This window comes from Trinickia mobilis (genome assembly GCF_017315705.1).
GTDB lineage: Bacteria > Pseudomonadota > Gammaproteobacteria > Burkholderiales > Burkholderiaceae > Trinickia_A > Trinickia_A mobilis.
In genome coordinates, this window is the sequence record NZ_JAFLRF010000040.1 from 17568 (window position 1) to 32663 (window position 15096).

Consider the following 15096-nt stretch of genomic DNA (forward strand, 5'->3'; position numbering starts at 1 on the left):
TATTGAACGTATCGATCTCCGTCGTTCGCCACGATGCGCTGATCGAGCGCATCGAAAATCCGGTGCTTGATGAAGTACCGCCACTGCACCGGCACGCCGGCCAAAATGCGCGTGAGCGCGACGTAACGCTCGCGCGTCCATTTCGCTTCGAATGCGCCGCGGTAGGGGCCGAAGTCGAACGAAGGCGTGTGGCCGACACGCGCTCGGCCTCGCGCTCGATAGGCAGCCCATAACCGCCCGCCCCGGCGCCCTCCAAGCGAATCACATCGCACGGCTTGACGTCACACCACCGTCCGTTCGTGCGCCGACGGCACCTGCTGCAGCGCGACGAGATCGGCCTCCGAGCGATGGCAGAGCACTTCGGCGCCGTTCGACAAGTGCCGCTTCGCGGGTGCCGTCGTGTTGCAAAGACCGTCGACTCGCAACGGGCAGCGGCCGAGGAACGTGCAAAGCTCCGCGTGATCCGCCTTGCTGCCGATCGGCGGCAGCGCTCCGTGGCAGCGCTCGGTCGCCTCGTCGAGCCAGCCCGTGCGCAGCTCCGGCGCCGACGAGATCAAGAGGTCCGCGTACGGATGGAACGGCGGTGCGCAGAGCGCCGTGCGGTCGCCCGCCTCGACGCGATGGCCCGCGTACAGCACGACGATGTCGTCGCTGATCGCGCGCATCTTGCCGATGTCGTGCGTGATGAAGAGGTACGACACGCCGAGCTTCTGCTGCAGATCGGCGAGCAGATCGAGAATCGCCGCGCCGACCACCGTATCGAGCGCCGAGGTCACCTCGTCGCAAAGAATCAGGTCGGGCTCGGCGGCGAGCGCACGCGCGAGGTTGATCCGCTGCTTCTGGCCGCCCGACAGCTCGCCCGAACGGCGCGACGCGAGCGCCGCAGGCAGCCGCACGAGATCGAGCAGTTCGGCCACGCGGCGTCGCGCCTTGTCGCCCTTCACCCCGTGATAGAACGCGAGCGGCCGCGACAGAATCTGCTCGACCGTATGCACCGGGTTCAGCGCGGTGTCGGCGTTCTGGAACACGATCTGGATGCGCCGGAATTGCTCCTTCGTGCGCTGTCCGAGCCGCGCGGGCATCGCTTCGCCGTCCAGCAGCAACTGGCCGCCCGCCACCGGCACGAGCCCCGCGATCACTTTCGCGAGCGTCGTCTTGCCGGAGCCCGATTCGCCGATCACGCCGACCGTCTTGCCGTGCGGGATCACGAGATCGACGTCGTCGAGAATGCGCGCGGCGGGCAGCCCCTTCGCGTCGGTCTTGCCGTAGCCCGCAACGAGGCGCTTCACTTCGAGCAGCGGGCGCTGCTTCGCAGCCGCATCGGCGGTGACGGCGGATGCCGCCGGCCCCCGCGCACCGCGCAGTGCCGGCGTCACCGCGGCGATCAGGCTTTGCGTGTAGGGATGCTCGGGCGCATGGAGGATCTGCCCGGTGCTGCCCGCTTCGCGAATCCGGCCATCGCTCAACACCACGATGCGGTCGGCCATCTGCGCGACCACCGCCAGATCGTGCGACACGTAGACCGCCGTCGTGCCCAGTTCTTTCACGACGCGCTTGAACGCCTGCAGCACGTCGATCTGCGTGGTGACGTCGAGCGCGGTGGTCGGCTCGTCGAGAATCACGAGTTCAGGATCGGTGATCAGCGCCATCGCGGCCAGCAGGCGCTGCAACTGACCGCCCGACACCTGGTGCGGATAGCGCTTGCCGATCTTCTCCGGCTCCGGCAGCGCGAGGGCGCGGAACAGCTCGACCGCCTTCGCCTGCGCAGCGGTCTTCGTCAGCGTGCCGTGAATCAGCGCGCTTTCGATCACCTGATCCATGATCGAGCGCGCCGGGTTGAACGCCGCCGCCGCGCTCTGCGCGATGTACGCGACCTTGCGGCCGCGCAGCGAGGCGAGCTGCGCGGGCGAAAGCGAACGCACGTCGGAGTCGCCGACGCGGATCGAGCCGCCCGCGATGCGGCAGCCGCGCCGCGCGTGCCCCATCAGCGAAAGCGCGATCGTCGTCTTGCCCGAGCCCGATTCGCCGATCAGCGCGAGCACTTCGCCGCGCGCGACGGTGAAATCGATGTCGTACACGATCGTCGTCTCGGGGCGGCCCTCGCTGCTTCCCACCACGCGCAGCCCGCGGACTTCGACGAGGTTGCTTGAATTCATCTCAAACCTCCGCCACGCGACGCACGCGCAGGCGCTTGCCGCCACGCAGGCCGTCGATCAGCAGATTGACGCCGACCGTCAGGATCGCAATCGCGATGGCCGGCATCAGCACGACGGGCGCGCCGTCGCCGAGCCCGGCGATGTTCTCGCGCACGAGCGAGCCGAGGTCCGCATACGGCGGCTGCACGCCGAGGCCGAGGAAGCTCAGGCTGGAGAGCAGCAGCACGACGAACACGAAGCGCAGGCCGAGATCGGCGAGCATCGGATGCAGCATGTTCGGGAGGATCTCGACGCAGCAGATGTAGATCGCGCTCTCGCCGCGCACCTTCGCGACCTGCACGTATTCGAGCTGGCTGATGTTCACCGCCAGCGAACGCGCGATGCGGTACGCGCCGGGCGTGTAGCTGATGCCGGCGGTCAGCACCAGAAGCGTCAGCGACGAGCCGAACGCGGCCACGATCATCAGCGCGAACATCTTGGTCGGGATCGAGCTGACGGCGTCGAGCACGCGGCTCATCGTCTCGTCGACCGCGCGCCCCGCGACCGCGGAGAGCAGGCCGAGGCCCGTGCCGGCCACCGCGGCGAACAGCGCCGCGGTGAGCGCGAGCAGCACCGTCAAGCGCGTGCCGTACATGATGCGGCTCAGCATGTCGCGGCCGAGATAGTCGGAGCCGAGCGGCAGCTTCGCGGAGAACGGGGCGAACACGTCGGGCGTGACGATCTCGCCGACCGCATGCGGCGCAAGCCACGGGCCGAACACCGCGACGAACAACGCGGCGGCGACCATCGCAAGGCCGATCCAGCCGCTCGCCGACAGCGACGGCGCACGCCGTGGGGGTTGTCGTCTCATGTCCGCAGCCTCGGGTTGGAGATGATCGCGCACAGGTCCGCGAGCAGCACGAGGATCAGATAGCCGAGGCAGAACAGCAGCGTGCACGCCTGCACGAGCGGCAGGTCGCGGTTGCTGACCGCGTCGACCATGAGCCGCGCGAGCCCCGGATAGTTGTAGATCGTCTCGACGATGATCACGCCGCCGAGCAGGTACGACAGGCTCAGCGCCACGGCATTGGCGATCGGGCCGATCGCGTTCGGCAGCGCGTGCAGCAGCACGACGCGCGCGGGGCTTGCGCCCTTGAGCACCGCCATCTCGACATACGACGACCCGAGTTGCTCGATCACGGCGGCACGCGTCATCCGGGCCATCTGCGCGATGATCACGCAGCACAGCGTGATCACCGGCATCGCATAGGCGCGCATGAAGTGATCGAAGCTGTCGATTTCGCCGCCGTACGAGAGCGCCGAGAGCCAGTGCAGCTTCACCGCGAAGATCAGCACCGCGAACGTCGCGACCAGGAACTCGGGCGTCGCGACCAGCGAGAGCGTGCCGAGGCTCACGATCCGGTCGAGCACCGAGCCGCGCTTGACCGCCGCGAGGATGCCGAGCGAGATCGCGACCGGCACCGACACGAGCGTCGTGATCGCCGCGAGCGACAGCGATTTCGGCAAGCGCCCGGCGATCAATTCGCTCACCGGCATGTCGTTCGACAGCGACTGCCCGAAGTTGCCGTGCGCGAGGCCGATGAGCCAGTGCACATAGCGCAGGTACGCGGGCTGGTCGAGGCCGAACTGCAGTCGCAGCGCGGCGAGCGTTTCCGGCGTCGCGGCCTGGCCGAGCGCCTGTTGCGCGGCGTCGCCCGGCAGCAGGTTGGTGATCGTGAAGATGATCATCGACACGATCAGCAACGTCAGCAGCGTGAGCAGAAATCGCCGCGCAATCAGCGCGGCTATCGTGGCGTTCATCGCACGGGACTCCTAAGACTAAGACTAGTTCACGCTTCCCACCAGACGTGCTCCGCAAACGAAAAGCCCATCATGCCGCCGGTCGGAATCGAGCCGAGGCCCTTCAGGTGCTTGTCGTAGCCGTCGAGCAGGCTGATGAACGCCGGGATGCCGATGCCGCCTTCGTTGCTGACGAGCACCTGCATGTCCGCGTACATCTGCTTGCGCTTGGCGTCGTCGGTTTCGGCGCGCGCGGCGAGCAGCAACTGGTCGAACTTCGGGTTCCTCCATCCCGACTCGTTCCACGGCGCGTCGGATTTGAAGAACTGCGTGAACAGCACGTCGGCGCTCGGACGCGGGTTGATGCTGCCGAAGCCGAGCGGATGCTTCATCCAGTGGTTCGACCAGTAGCCGTCGGGCGGCACGCGGTTCACCTGAATATTCGCGCCGATTTTCTGGCCCGACAACTGCAGCATCTCGGCCATCTCGATCGAACCGTTCGCGTCGGACGTCGCGTAGATCGGCGGCAGCGTGATGCCGAGCGCACCCGCCTTCTGCAGCAGGAACTTCGCCTTGTCCGGATCGTACGGGCGCTGCGGCAGGCCCGCGAAGTAGTAGCGGTGTCCCGGCGGAATCGGCTGGTCGTTGCCGATCGCCGCGAAGCCGCGGAACACGGCCGAGCGGATCTGCTCGCGGTCGAACAGGTACTTCATGCCCATCACGAAGTCCGGGTTGCCGGTGAGCGAGTTGTCGCGGCGCATGATGAGGTCGGTGTAGAGGCCCGACTTCGTCTCCTGGATCGCGTAGCCCGGCGTCGAGTTCACGCGCTGTGTCGCGCGCGGATCGACCGCGCTGATCAGGTGCACGTCGCCCGAGAGCAGCGCATTGACGCGCGCCGCGTCGTCGCCGATGCCGATCAGCTCGACCTGGTCGAGATACGGCTTGCCCGGGCGCCAGTAGTTGTCGTTGCGCACGCCGATCGTCGTCACGCCGGGCTTGAACGTCTTGAGCTTGTACGGGCCCGTGCCGACCGCCGTCGTGAAATCGGCCGTGCCGTCCTTGACGATCACGAGCTGCGGCGTCGCGAGAATCGCGGGCAGGTCGGCGTTCGGCGACGTGAGCGTGATCGTCACTTCGTCCGGGCCGGTCGGCTTGATGTCGGCGAACTGGTCGGCCACCGACTTCAGCTTCGACGCCGTCGCCGGGTTCTTGTGGCGCATCAGCGAGTAGGCGACGTCGGCCGGCGTCAGCGACTTGCCGTCATGGAACGTGACGCCCTTCCTGAGCTTGATGACCCACGTCTTCGCGTCGGCCGACGTAAACGTTTCGGCGAGCGCGGGCTGCGGCGTCAGGCTGCCGTCGAACTGCGCGAGGCCGCTGTAGAACATGAAGAAGCGGATGTAGTCGGCGCCCGTCGAGCCCTTGGCCGGGTCGAGCGTATCGGCGGTCGAGCTCGATTCGTAGGCGACGCGGATCTTGCCGCCTTTCTTCGGCGTATCGGCGAGCGCGCGCTGCGCCACGCCCATGAGACCGCCGCCCGTGGCCAGCATGCCTCCCGCCGCCAGTACACGCATCATGTCGCGGCGGCTGAAACCACCGTGTTTGATTTCGTCGTCGTTCATGGAACTGCTCCTTGTACCCGGGGAAGGGTGAACACAGATTGTTTCGAGCATCCTTTTCGTATCGCTTGGCACACGGGTCCCGCACATCGCCCCGCCATGGACAACGCCCGGGAGCCGCGTGTTGATTGAAATTTAAGCACCGCAAAATTGTCGGAATGTCCCGATTCGGGGTCTTGCGCGATCGAAACGCGTCGTTTTGGTGGCGCTGCACAGCACGAATTGCTGTCGCGGTTCCTGGAGGGCGTGGGCTAAGGGATTGCCCGGATGCGCGCGATGCCCAGTTGCGCGAATTCCTCGCCCACGAAGTCGACGCAAGCGCGCACCTTCGCCGACGACGCCAGCCGCGACGGATACACCGCCCAGATATCGGCGGGCTGCGTCACGTCGGGCAGCACCTGCTTGAGCGCGCCGCTTTCCAAGTGCTCGCGCACGTCCCAGATCGAACGCAGCACGATGCCGCGCCCGGCGAGCGCCCAGTCGACCGCCACCTCGCCGTGATTCGTCGACAGCGGGCCGGTGACCTTGATCGTCACAGGCTCGCCGCGCACGGCGAGCCGCCAGACGCCGAGCGATTGATCGCGCTCCTTGATGGCGATGCAGTGATGAGAGGCGAGGTCCGCCAGATGCTTCGGCGTGCCGTGCCGTTCCAGATAAGCAGGCGCGGCGCACAGCACGCGATGATTCGGCGCAAGATGTTTGGCGATCAGATGCGGGGCGATCTCGTCGCCGATGCGGATGTCGAGATCGAAGCCTTCGCCGGCCACGTCGATCAGCCGGTCGAACAGATCGAGCCGCACGCGCAGTTGCGGATGACGCTGCGACAGGCGTTCGAGGATCGGCGCGACGACTTTGCGGCCGAAGCCGAGACTGCTGGAAACGCGCAGCGTGCCGCGCGGCACCTGGCGCGTCGCGGAGACGTCTTCGACGAGCTGGTCGACGTCGTCGAGAATCTTTTCGGCCCACGCGTAGACGCGCTCGCCCGCCTCGGTGATCGCGACGCGGCGCGTCGAGCGGTGCAGCAAGCGCGTGCCGAGCTGCGCTTCCAGCATGCCGACGCGCTTGCTGACATACGCGGGCGACACGGCCAGCAACTCCGCCGCCGCGCTGAAGCTCGCGTTGCGCACCACGACGCAGAACACGCGGACGTCGTCGAGGTTGAGCGATTTATTCACGATTCGTGCAGAGTGGCTTAACCGAAAGCACGATTTTAGGCGAAACAAAAGGGAATAGAATCGCTCGCATTCCCTGGAGGAGGACTCGACATGCCCCAAAAAACTTATCGGATCGCCGTGATTCCCGGCGACGGGATCGGCGTCGAAGTGATGCCCGAAGCGCTGCGCGCGCTCGACGCGGTGAGCAAGCGCTTCGCTATCGGCTTCGACTTCCAGCACATCGAATGGGCGAGCTGCGACTACTACCTGAAGCACCGCAAGATGATGCCGGACGACTGGAAAGCGCAGTTGAAGGGCGCCGACGCGATCCTGTTCGGCGCGGTCGGCTGGCCGGCCAGCGTGCCCGACCACATCTCGCTGTGGGGGTCGCTGCTCAAATTCCGCCGCGAGTTCGATCAGTACATCAACCTGCGTCCGGCGCGCCTCTTCGAGGGCGTGCCCTGCCCGCTCGCGAACCGCAAAGCGGGCGACATCGATTTCATGATCGTGCGCGAGAACACCGAGGGCGAGTATTCGCCGGTGGGCGGCGTGATGTACGAAGGCACCGAGCGCGAAGTGGTGATGCAGCAATCGATCTTCTCGCGCTTCGGCACCGAGCGCGTGCTGAAGTTCGCGTTCGATCTCGCGCAGCGCCGCGAAAAGAAGATCACGGTCGCGACGAAGAGCAACGGCATCGCGATCAGCATGCCGTGGTGGGACGCGCGCGCGGCGGAAGTGGCCGCGCAGTATCCCGACGTCGCGTGGGACAAGCAGCACATCGATATCCTCTGCGCGCGCTTCGTGATGAACCCCGAGCGCTTCGACGTGGTGGTCGCGTCGAACCTGTTCGGCGACATCCTTTCCGATCTGGGGCCGGCATGTACCGGCACGATCGGTTTGGCGCCGTCGGGCAACCTGAATCCGGAGCGCAAGTTTCCGTCGCTGTTCGAGCCCGTGCATGGGTCCGCGCCCGATATCGCGGGGAAGAACATCGCGAATCCGGTGGCGATGATCTGGTCGGCGGCGATGATGGTCGATTTTCTCGGCGGCAACGTCGCCGGGCCGGAGCGCGCCGCGCACGATGCGATCGTCGCAGCGATCGAGGACGTGCTCAAGCAAGGCCCGCATACCGGGGATCTCGGCGGGAAGGCGAGCACGACGGAGGTGGGGCAGGCGATCAGCGAGCGGTTGCAAAACGCGTAGCGGGGTTGGCAACCGGGTTGAGCGGGGTCACTCTACGACAAAAAACCGCGCTGCCTCCCGGCGCGCCTCCCTATGGAGACCGCCGCCGATGAATTCCGTGTTGTTGCGCAACGGCGCCCTGCTCGACCCGACCCAGCCCGAGCTGCTGTCCGGCCACGACGTGCTGATCGAAGGCAAGGTCGTGCGCGAGGAGTTGCAGATGGGCGCCGACCAGATCAAGATCATGGCCTCAGGCGGCGTCTCCTCGCCGACCGATCCGATCGGCGCATGGGGCTACTCGGAAGACGAGATCCGCGCGATCGTCGAGGAAACGCGCGCACGCAACACCTACGTGCTCGCGCACGCCTACACCGCCGAATCGATCGCACGCGCAGTGCGCTGCGGCGTGCGGTGCGGAGGCGATCGCCGACGTGCTCGTCGTCGACGGCAATCCGCTCAAGTCGGTCCACTGCCTGCTCGGCCAGGGCGGCCACATTCCGCTCGTGATGAAGGACGGCCACATTCACTTCAACGAGCTGGAAACCGCTTGAAAGCGCACTTCAGCGCAGGCGCGCTGCTATAGTTTCAACCTGTTCGGCATGCAGTCCCAATGAAAGCGCACCGCTGCGCTGGCCGCCCGTTTCACGGCAACCGTGCCACGGGCTCACCCTTTCGTGCCACACACCATGCTTAGCCCTGTCGGCCTGATTGCCATCGCGATCCTCTCCTGCGTGATCAGCATGGCGGTCTTCGGTTCACTGCTGAAAGCCGGCATCCCAGGGCTGGCCCGCTGGTTTTCCGCTTACGGGCTCGTCACCATCGCGCTCGTCGTTCTCGAATTGCGCGGCCACGAGCCGGAGAGTTTTGCCGTCATCGGTGCAAGCACGTTGCTCGTGATCGGTGCGATGCTGATGCTGCAAGGCTGCCGCCAGTTCTTCGGCCGGGAGCCTGCGCACTGGCCGGAATCGGCCGGGGTTTGCGCGCTGCTCGTCGGCCTCGTCTATTGGACCTTCGCGGCGCCGAACCTCAGCGCGCGCGTGACCATGATGTCGCTGTATTTCGCGTACGCGCGCTTTGCGATCGCCTGGATGGCTTATCGGTTCCGGCCGCTGCATCGCCCCAAATACGGCTACCTGTTCGTCGCCATTACCGCGCTGGCGGGCGCGATCTTTCACCTGGCCCGCGGGCTCGTGTCCGTCTTCGGGCTGACGCATCAATCGGTGTTTCTCGAACCCTCGCCGTTGAACATCGCGTTCCTCGCGCTCGGCATCCTGACGTTGCCGTTCCTGTCGATCGGCATGGTCATGCTCGCTCACGACCGCCTCGCCGAGCGCATGGAGCGCCTCGCGACCATCGACGAGCTGACCGGCGCGCTCGTGCGCCGCGCCTTCATCGCGCGTGTCGAAACGCTGCTCGCGGCGGCACGCGCGGCGAAACGGAAGTTGTCGATCGCGATTCTCGACATCGACCACTTCAAGGCCGTCAACGACCAGCACGGGCACGCGGTCGGCGACCAGACCCTCGCGCACTTCGTCTCCGTGTTGTCGCAAGGCCTGCGGCGCACCGACTTCATCGGACGACTCGGCGGCGAGGAGTTCGCGGTGCTGTTCGTGTCGACCGGCAAGGCCGAAGCGGCCAAGCTCGTCGACCACTTGCGATCCGCCGTTGCGGCATCCCCGACGCCCGCCGGCTGCGGCGCCATCGCGTGCTCGTTCAGCGCGGGCGTGGACGAGTTCGGCGACGGCGACACCATGACGGCCGTCATGGCCAGGGCCGACGCCGCGCTTTACGCGGCCAAGGCCATGGGCAGGAATTGCGTGGTGGTGGCGCCGTCGCCCGAGGGACTGAGCGTAGAGTGTGTGGGGGCAGACTGATGAACTTCGACGAGCTTCGGGAACCGGCTATGACTTACCTCGACACCACTGAAATCGCGGACTGGCACGCGCATGTGTACTTCGATGCCGCGAGCCGCGACGCCGCCTGGACGTTTCGCGAGGCGATCGAAACGCGCTTCGGCGGCGTGCTGAAACTGGGCCGCTTTCATGAGCGCCTGGTGGGACCGCATCCGCAATGGTCGTATCAGCTTGCGTTCGACAACGCGCACTTCGCCGCGATCTTCGCGTGGCTCTCGCTCAATCACGGCGAGCTCGACGTGTTCGTTCATCCCAACACGGGTGATTCGTTGCGCGATCATCGAGATTCGGCTGCGTGGATCGGCCGCTCGCATGTGCTGGTGTTGTCGGCATTGGGCGGCTAGCTGGAACCAGCCTTCAATCGCTTCTATTCGCCGGCACGCAGAGGAGACACCGATGAGCCGCGATTCCGCCGTCAACGTACAAGCCTTCGTCAACGAGCATCCGTTCTCCGGATTTCAGTGGCTCATCTTCGCCATGTGCGCGGTGGTGGTCCTGCTCGACGGTTTCGACACCGCGGCGATCGGCTTCATCGCGCCCTCGCTCATCACCGAATGGGGGATCGGCAAGCCCGCGCTCGCGCCGGTGTTGAGCGCCGCGCTGTTCGGCCTCGCGTGCGGCGCGTTGATCTCCGGGCCGCTCTCGGACCGGCTCGGCCGGCGCTCGCTCTTGACCGGCTCCGTCCTGCTCTTCGGGCTCGCGTGTCTTGCATCCGCATTTTCATCGAGCATCGGGCAGCTGACGGCGCTGCGCTTCGTCACCGGCGTCGGCCTCGGCGCCGCGATGCCGAACGCGGTGACGATGATGGGCGAGTTCTGCCCGGACCGCCGGCGCGCGACGATGGTCAACCTGATGTTCTGCGGCTTTCCGCTCGGCGCCGCGTTCGGCGGCTTCTTCGCGGCGTGGCTGATTCCGCATTTCGGCTGGCGCAGCGTGCTGCTCATCGGCGGCGCCACGCCAATCGTGCTGGCGATCGTGCTGTTCTTGAAGATGCCGGAATCGGTGCGCTACATGGTCGCCAGCCAGCACCCCGCCGAGCGCATTCGCGCCGCGCTCGCGCGCATCTCCGGCGACGCGGCACAGGCCGTCTCGTTCGTCATGACCGAGACCGCGCCGCAAACCGGCGGCAAGGGTGCGGGCGTGGTGCTGTCGCGCGCGTACGTCGTCGGCTCGGTGATGCTGTGGATCGCGTACTTCATGGGCCTCGTGATCTTCTACGCGTCGATCAACTGGATGCCGATCCTGCTGAAAGAAGTGGGCCTGAGCCCGCAGCGCGCGACGCTGATCTCGGCGCTCTTTCCTTTGGGCGGCGTGGGCGCCGTCGTGAGCGGCGTGCTGATGGACCGCTTCAACGCGAACCGGATCATCGCGGCGTGCTACGCGCTGACCGCCGTCAGCGTCTATTTCATCGGGCAGGCGGTGGGCAATATCGGCGCGCTCATGTTCGTGGTGTTCGTCGCGGGGGTGCTGATGAATACGGCGCAATCGTCGCTGCCCGCGCTCGCCGCCGCCTTCTACCCGACCCAAGGGCGCGGCACCGGCGTCGCCTGGATGCTCGGCGTCGGCCGCTTCGGCGGGATTGCGGGGTCGTTTCTTGTCGCGGAACTCACGCGGCGGCACTTCACGTTCGCGGGCATCTTTGCGACGGTCGCCGTGGCGGGTGCGATCGCGTGCGTGGCGCTGCTGATCAAGCAGATGGCGCGGCCTGAGGCGGCAGGAGCGCCGGCGCTCAAGGCAGATTCGTTCGGACACTGAGCGCCGGCGAATCGCTGCGGCCATCCACGCCCGGCGTGGCTCAAAACGTGGCGCCACCGCTCCGCATGGAACATGCCTTGCACGGGACCCGACAAAAAAAAGCCCTGTTCCGCGGGGAACAGGGCTCGTGTGGATGAGCAATATCGAGCAGGCGCGTAGATGCTTGCCGACTTTTTCTCATCACAGGTGCAGCTCTTATTTGCATGGACTGCCTGCTGCTTCAATTGGCCCGCGCCTACTCCTCGTTGCTAACCCCTATTGCATTTCAAATCGTGCCGCCTTCGCTGCTTGTTGCTGCTTGTTGCTGCTTGTTGCCGATACCGCCCGACCTCCGACTGCGCGGTGCTGCTCCTGCGTGCACTTCAAATACCGTTGCTTCGATAACATCCTGCGCCGACTACAGCTGCTTGAACCGCTATCACTGGTACGGCTAAAACCAACGCGGGGGGAAGACCGCGCCGATGGACTCAACAACTCGCTCCATGGAAACCAGTGTAGAGGGTGAAGCCCCAAAGCGATTGGGCGATTCGAGGGCGATTTACATAGCAGTTTGCCGAATTGCCGCTGCATGTCGCTCAATGCCGCTGCAGCCGTTCGCGGACGCGTTTTGCAGCCAGCAGCGGGAGGTAGTCGAAGATGTTTGCGCTGCGGCGATACTCGTCGAGCGTTTCCGCGTACAGATTGGAGACGGTCTCTTCGTCGGTATGCGTCGACTCGGCAATCTCTCTCACGATGTCGTGAGGGTCGGGGGTTTTAATCGCGGGCTTCATGGTGCCTCCCGTCCCCCAATCCCCCAATCCCCCAATCCCCCAAGGGGACTTCCTGCGGGGCGGGGGACTTCCTTGGGGCGCCGGGCCGCCCCAAGGAAGGCATCCGCCCCCTCGGGGGGCAGCGAACGTGTCGATCCGGAGTAGCGCTTTAGCGCGTACTCCGGTCCCATGCAAAGCAAGTGAGCGTGGGGCTGGTAGTTCATGATGCCTCCGGTCAGCCTATCGATAACCGGAGGCGAGCATCGAACGTTCCCGGGCAGCGCCAGGCCCGGGGGCGTGGCGCTGCCCCGCACGCCCGGCGCCTACACTTGCAGTAGCGCTTCGCCCTCGGGAACGACGCGGCTCGGAACCTGACGCGGCGCGTGCAATGTGCACTGCGGCAACGCAATCAGCACGCTGATGCGCCGTAGAATCTGCCAGAAGACGCTCTCGAACGAGCGCGCTCTCTCGCGCTGGCTCATGCCGTCTGCGAGCGGGTCCGCGAAGCTCCACTCGTAGAACTCGGGCTCACCGGGAAAGCGCGGCGCGTGATATTCGGCAACGGAACTGTCCAGGGCGATGACGAGGTCCATCCTGGGCGCCCATTCGCCCGTAAACTCCAGCCAGCTCTTGGGACCGAGCCGCTCCAGGTCGGAAATGCCGGGCCGCAACTGCTTGATCGCCAGCGGATGCACGCGTGCGGCCGGATCAGACCCCGCGCTGAACGCCTCGAATCGGCCGCCAGCCAGCTCGCGCAGCAAGGCCTCGGCCATGATGCTGCGTGCCGCGTTCTCTCTGCAGAGAAACAGCACATTATGTTTCTTGGTCACTGCTTCGCCCCGTCGTACCTATTTTTGTACATGTCATCTTGCCGAGCCAGTTTTGCAAGCCCGTGACAGTGTTACAAGCATGGCGTCGAGTGCCAACGCTCGCAAACACCTAATCAGCCCCCCCCTTCTCATGCCGAGGCGCGGATTCTACGCGAGCGCGGAATCGTCAGACGGAATCGCCGTGTGGCCCGAAGTTTGACCTCCCTTGGGGACAAGCGGAAAACGCTGCGTCCACCGGCCGCCAAAAGTGCCGCCTCTAAAATCGTATATACTGTTTTTACTGTTTCCAAGGAATCGACATGAACACACCCGTCCTCAAAGAGCCCACCAAAAAGAAGTTCCACTTCCCCAAGAGCGCCGAGCAACCCGCAGCCGAAGCCAAAGCCGACAAGCAGCCGGCCAAGGCACGCAAGACAGCGGCGCCGAAGAAAGCCGCTGCAAAGACGGCTGAAGCACGCAAGGCCAAGAAGGCGGATGCCGCTGCGGCACCGGCCGCAACCGAAGAGAAAGCGCGCCGCGCCAAGAAAGAGAAGGTCGTGCGCGACAGCTTCACGATGCCCAAGTCGGACTACGCAAAGATCGAAGAACTCAAGAAGCGCTGCGTCGCGGCAGGCATTTCGGTGAAGAAGAGCGAGTTGCTGCGCGCGGGGCTGCAGATGCTCGCGTTTGCGCCGGATAAGCGTCTGGTGGCGGCAGTCTCCGCCTTGGAACCGGTGAAGACCGGCCGCCCCGCGAAGTCGTAATTCACGACAGGGGTGCGCCGTTTTTGTGCGCGCCCTGCCAATGGAGGACACCATCAGTTTCGGTTAACCGCCGCCTGAAGTTTTGGTTAACTTTGCAAAAACACCAACAAATCAACGTAAAATCAATAACTTGTGGTTCTGACCTATCGGACTCAAGCCTTAGCCCGGCGGGGCCGCAGTTGAAAGCCCCGATTCCACAAGGGATGGTTGACCAGACAGCGGTCATCAGAAACAGCGAGATATGTCAGCTGCTTTTCATCGCTATGTTGGAATTGACTACTCGGGAGCCCGAACTCCGACCGATGGCCTGAAGGGACTGCGGGTGTACGTCGCACAGACCCCAGGCGAGCAGCCGGAGGAGGTGCTTCCCCCGCCCAGTCCACGCAAATACTGGAGCCGGCGCGGCGTAGCCGTCTGGCTCGCAGACCTGCTGAAAGAGGACGTCCCGACCATCGTCGGCATCGACCACGGCTTTTCTTTCCCGCTTCGCTACTTCGAAGTCCATCAGCTCGTAACGAACTGGTATGCGTGGGGGCCGTCGATGCCCCCGAGGGCGGTCAGACCGAATCACGGTCTGGGTCGCGCCAAAGGCTCCAGACCGTTGGTCCGCCGCGCAGCCGGGACTCGACAAGTTCGGAGAAGCCGAACCGGGCGTAAAACGACAAGTTGCCGGGTTCGGCGGTCTCCAGATACGCCGCAACATCTTCTTGGTCACACACGCGAAGTCCGACGCGTAAGAGCTCGCTTCCAAGTCCCCGATGTTGGCTAGCAGGGTCGACCCCGAGCACGCCCAGATACCAGAACGGCTTGCCCGCGGGATGCATGCTATCCAGATGGTCCAATACGCGGGTTGCCGCTGCGAAACCGGTGGCGCCCGTGGCCCATAACATTCGTGGCAGCAACCGAAGGTGCTGTGCCCACGTTAGCGGATACCGGCCTGGCGGTAGCCACAGCGCTGCCGCACTACGCGCGTCATTGACCAACACCCGTCCACCTCGCGCAAAGACACGCAGATAGAGTCGGTAAACGGATATCAGACGACGTCTTCTCACCGCGTCGTCCGGAAAGACGTAACGGGCGAGCGGGTCCTGTTCGAATGCGCGTGCAAGCATGCCTGCTAGCTCCAGCTCATATGTTGCGAGATTGGCGTTTTCAATTCTTTGTGTCATTCGTGTAGGCGCGACTCATGAGGCTTCGGTACATGACGTTCAAGCGA

The 15096-nt window shown here is 65.2% G+C and carries 14 protein-coding genes and 1 pseudogene; 7 read left to right on the top strand and 8 right to left on the bottom strand.

The features are described 5' to 3' along the window. Positions 1-2 precede the first annotated feature (2 nt). A complete protein-coding gene (locus J3489_RS38650; protein ID WP_207004636.1) occupies positions 3-233 on the top strand; it encodes a hypothetical protein in 231 nt (76 codons plus the stop codon). 48 nt (positions 234-281) lie between these two features. Here J3489_RS38650 and J3489_RS30990 read toward each other — a convergent pair whose 3' ends face one another. The 5 genes from J3489_RS30990 to J3489_RS31010 form a co-directional block, all read right to left on the bottom strand. Next, entirely contained in the window at positions 282-2156 is a 1875-nt protein-coding gene (locus J3489_RS30990; protein ID WP_207004637.1) for an ABC transporter ATP-binding protein, read from the bottom strand. 1 nt (position 2157) lies between these two features. Beyond that, positions 2158-3006, bottom strand: coding sequence for an ABC transporter permease (locus J3489_RS30995; protein WP_207004638.1), 849 nt, complete (start codon positions 3004-3006; stop codon positions 2158-2160). Then, a complete protein-coding gene (locus tag J3489_RS31000) occupies positions 3003-3956 on the bottom strand; it encodes an ABC transporter permease (RefSeq protein WP_207004639.1) in 954 nt (317 codons plus the stop codon). The genes J3489_RS30995 and J3489_RS31000 overlap by 4 nt, the downstream gene beginning before the upstream one ends. A gap of 29 nt (positions 3957-3985) precedes the next feature. Then, complete coding sequence (locus J3489_RS31005; RefSeq protein ID WP_207004640.1) at positions 3986-5557, bottom strand: ABC transporter substrate-binding protein; 1572 nt, start codon at positions 5555-5557, stop codon at positions 3986-3988. A gap of 248 nt (positions 5558-5805) precedes the next feature. After that, entirely contained in the window at positions 5806-6729 is a 924-nt protein-coding gene (locus tag J3489_RS31010) for a LysR family transcriptional regulator (protein ID WP_207004641.1), read from the bottom strand. 90 nt (positions 6730-6819) lie between these two features. On the opposite strand from J3489_RS31010, the gene J3489_RS31015 reads away from it, so the two are divergent. The 5 genes and pseudogenes from J3489_RS31015 (at position 6820) to J3489_RS31035 (ending at position 11558) form a co-directional block, all read left to right on the top strand. Next, entirely contained in the window at positions 6820-7911 is a 1092-nt protein-coding gene (locus tag J3489_RS31015) for a tartrate dehydrogenase (RefSeq protein WP_207004642.1), read from the top strand. A 175-nt stretch (positions 7912-8086) separates the two neighbouring features. Next, positions 8087-8302 (top strand): annotated as a pseudogene (locus tag J3489_RS38985) (amidohydrolase family protein); the annotation flags it as partial. A gap of 274 nt (positions 8303-8576) precedes the next feature. Then, positions 8577-9764, top strand: a complete 1188-nt coding sequence (locus J3489_RS31025) for a GGDEF domain-containing protein (RefSeq protein ID WP_207004643.1) — start codon at positions 8577-8579, stop codon at positions 9762-9764. A gap of 29 nt (positions 9765-9793) precedes the next feature. Further along, the gene (locus tag J3489_RS31030; RefSeq protein WP_207004644.1) at positions 9794-10147 is read left to right on the top strand and encodes a DOPA 4,5-dioxygenase family protein; all 354 of its coding nucleotides are present in this window, start codon (positions 9794-9796) and stop codon (positions 10145-10147) included. Between the two features lie 52 nt (positions 10148-10199). Then, complete coding sequence (locus J3489_RS31035; RefSeq protein ID WP_207004645.1) at positions 10200-11558, top strand: MFS transporter; 1359 nt, start codon at positions 10200-10202, stop codon at positions 11556-11558. A gap of 575 nt (positions 11559-12133) precedes the next feature. Here J3489_RS31035 and J3489_RS31040 read toward each other — a convergent pair. Continuing rightward, the gene (locus tag J3489_RS31040) at positions 12134-12328 is read right to left on the bottom strand and encodes a DUF3562 domain-containing protein (protein WP_242540440.1); all 195 of its coding nucleotides are present in this window, start codon (positions 12326-12328) and stop codon (positions 12134-12136) included. A 302-nt stretch (positions 12329-12630) separates the two neighbouring features. Beyond that, positions 12631-13137 carry an arsenate reductase ArsC gene (locus J3489_RS31045; protein WP_207004646.1) on the bottom strand — a complete coding sequence of 169 codons (507 nt, stop codon included), beginning with the start codon at positions 13135-13137 and terminating at the stop codon, positions 12631-12633. Between the two features lie 299 nt (positions 13138-13436). Here J3489_RS31045 and J3489_RS31050 point away from each other — a divergent pair, with 299 nt between their 5' ends. Next, a complete protein-coding gene (locus tag J3489_RS31050; protein ID WP_207004647.1) occupies positions 13437-13880 on the top strand; it encodes a hypothetical protein in 444 nt (147 codons plus the stop codon). Positions 13881-14437: 557 nt separating this feature from the next. On the opposite strand, the gene J3489_RS31055 is transcribed toward J3489_RS31050, so the two are convergent. Then, the gene (locus J3489_RS31055) at positions 14438-15049 is read right to left on the bottom strand and encodes a GNAT family N-acetyltransferase (RefSeq protein WP_207004648.1); all 612 of its coding nucleotides are present in this window, start codon (positions 15047-15049) and stop codon (positions 14438-14440) included. Positions 15050-15096 lie beyond the last annotated feature (47 nt).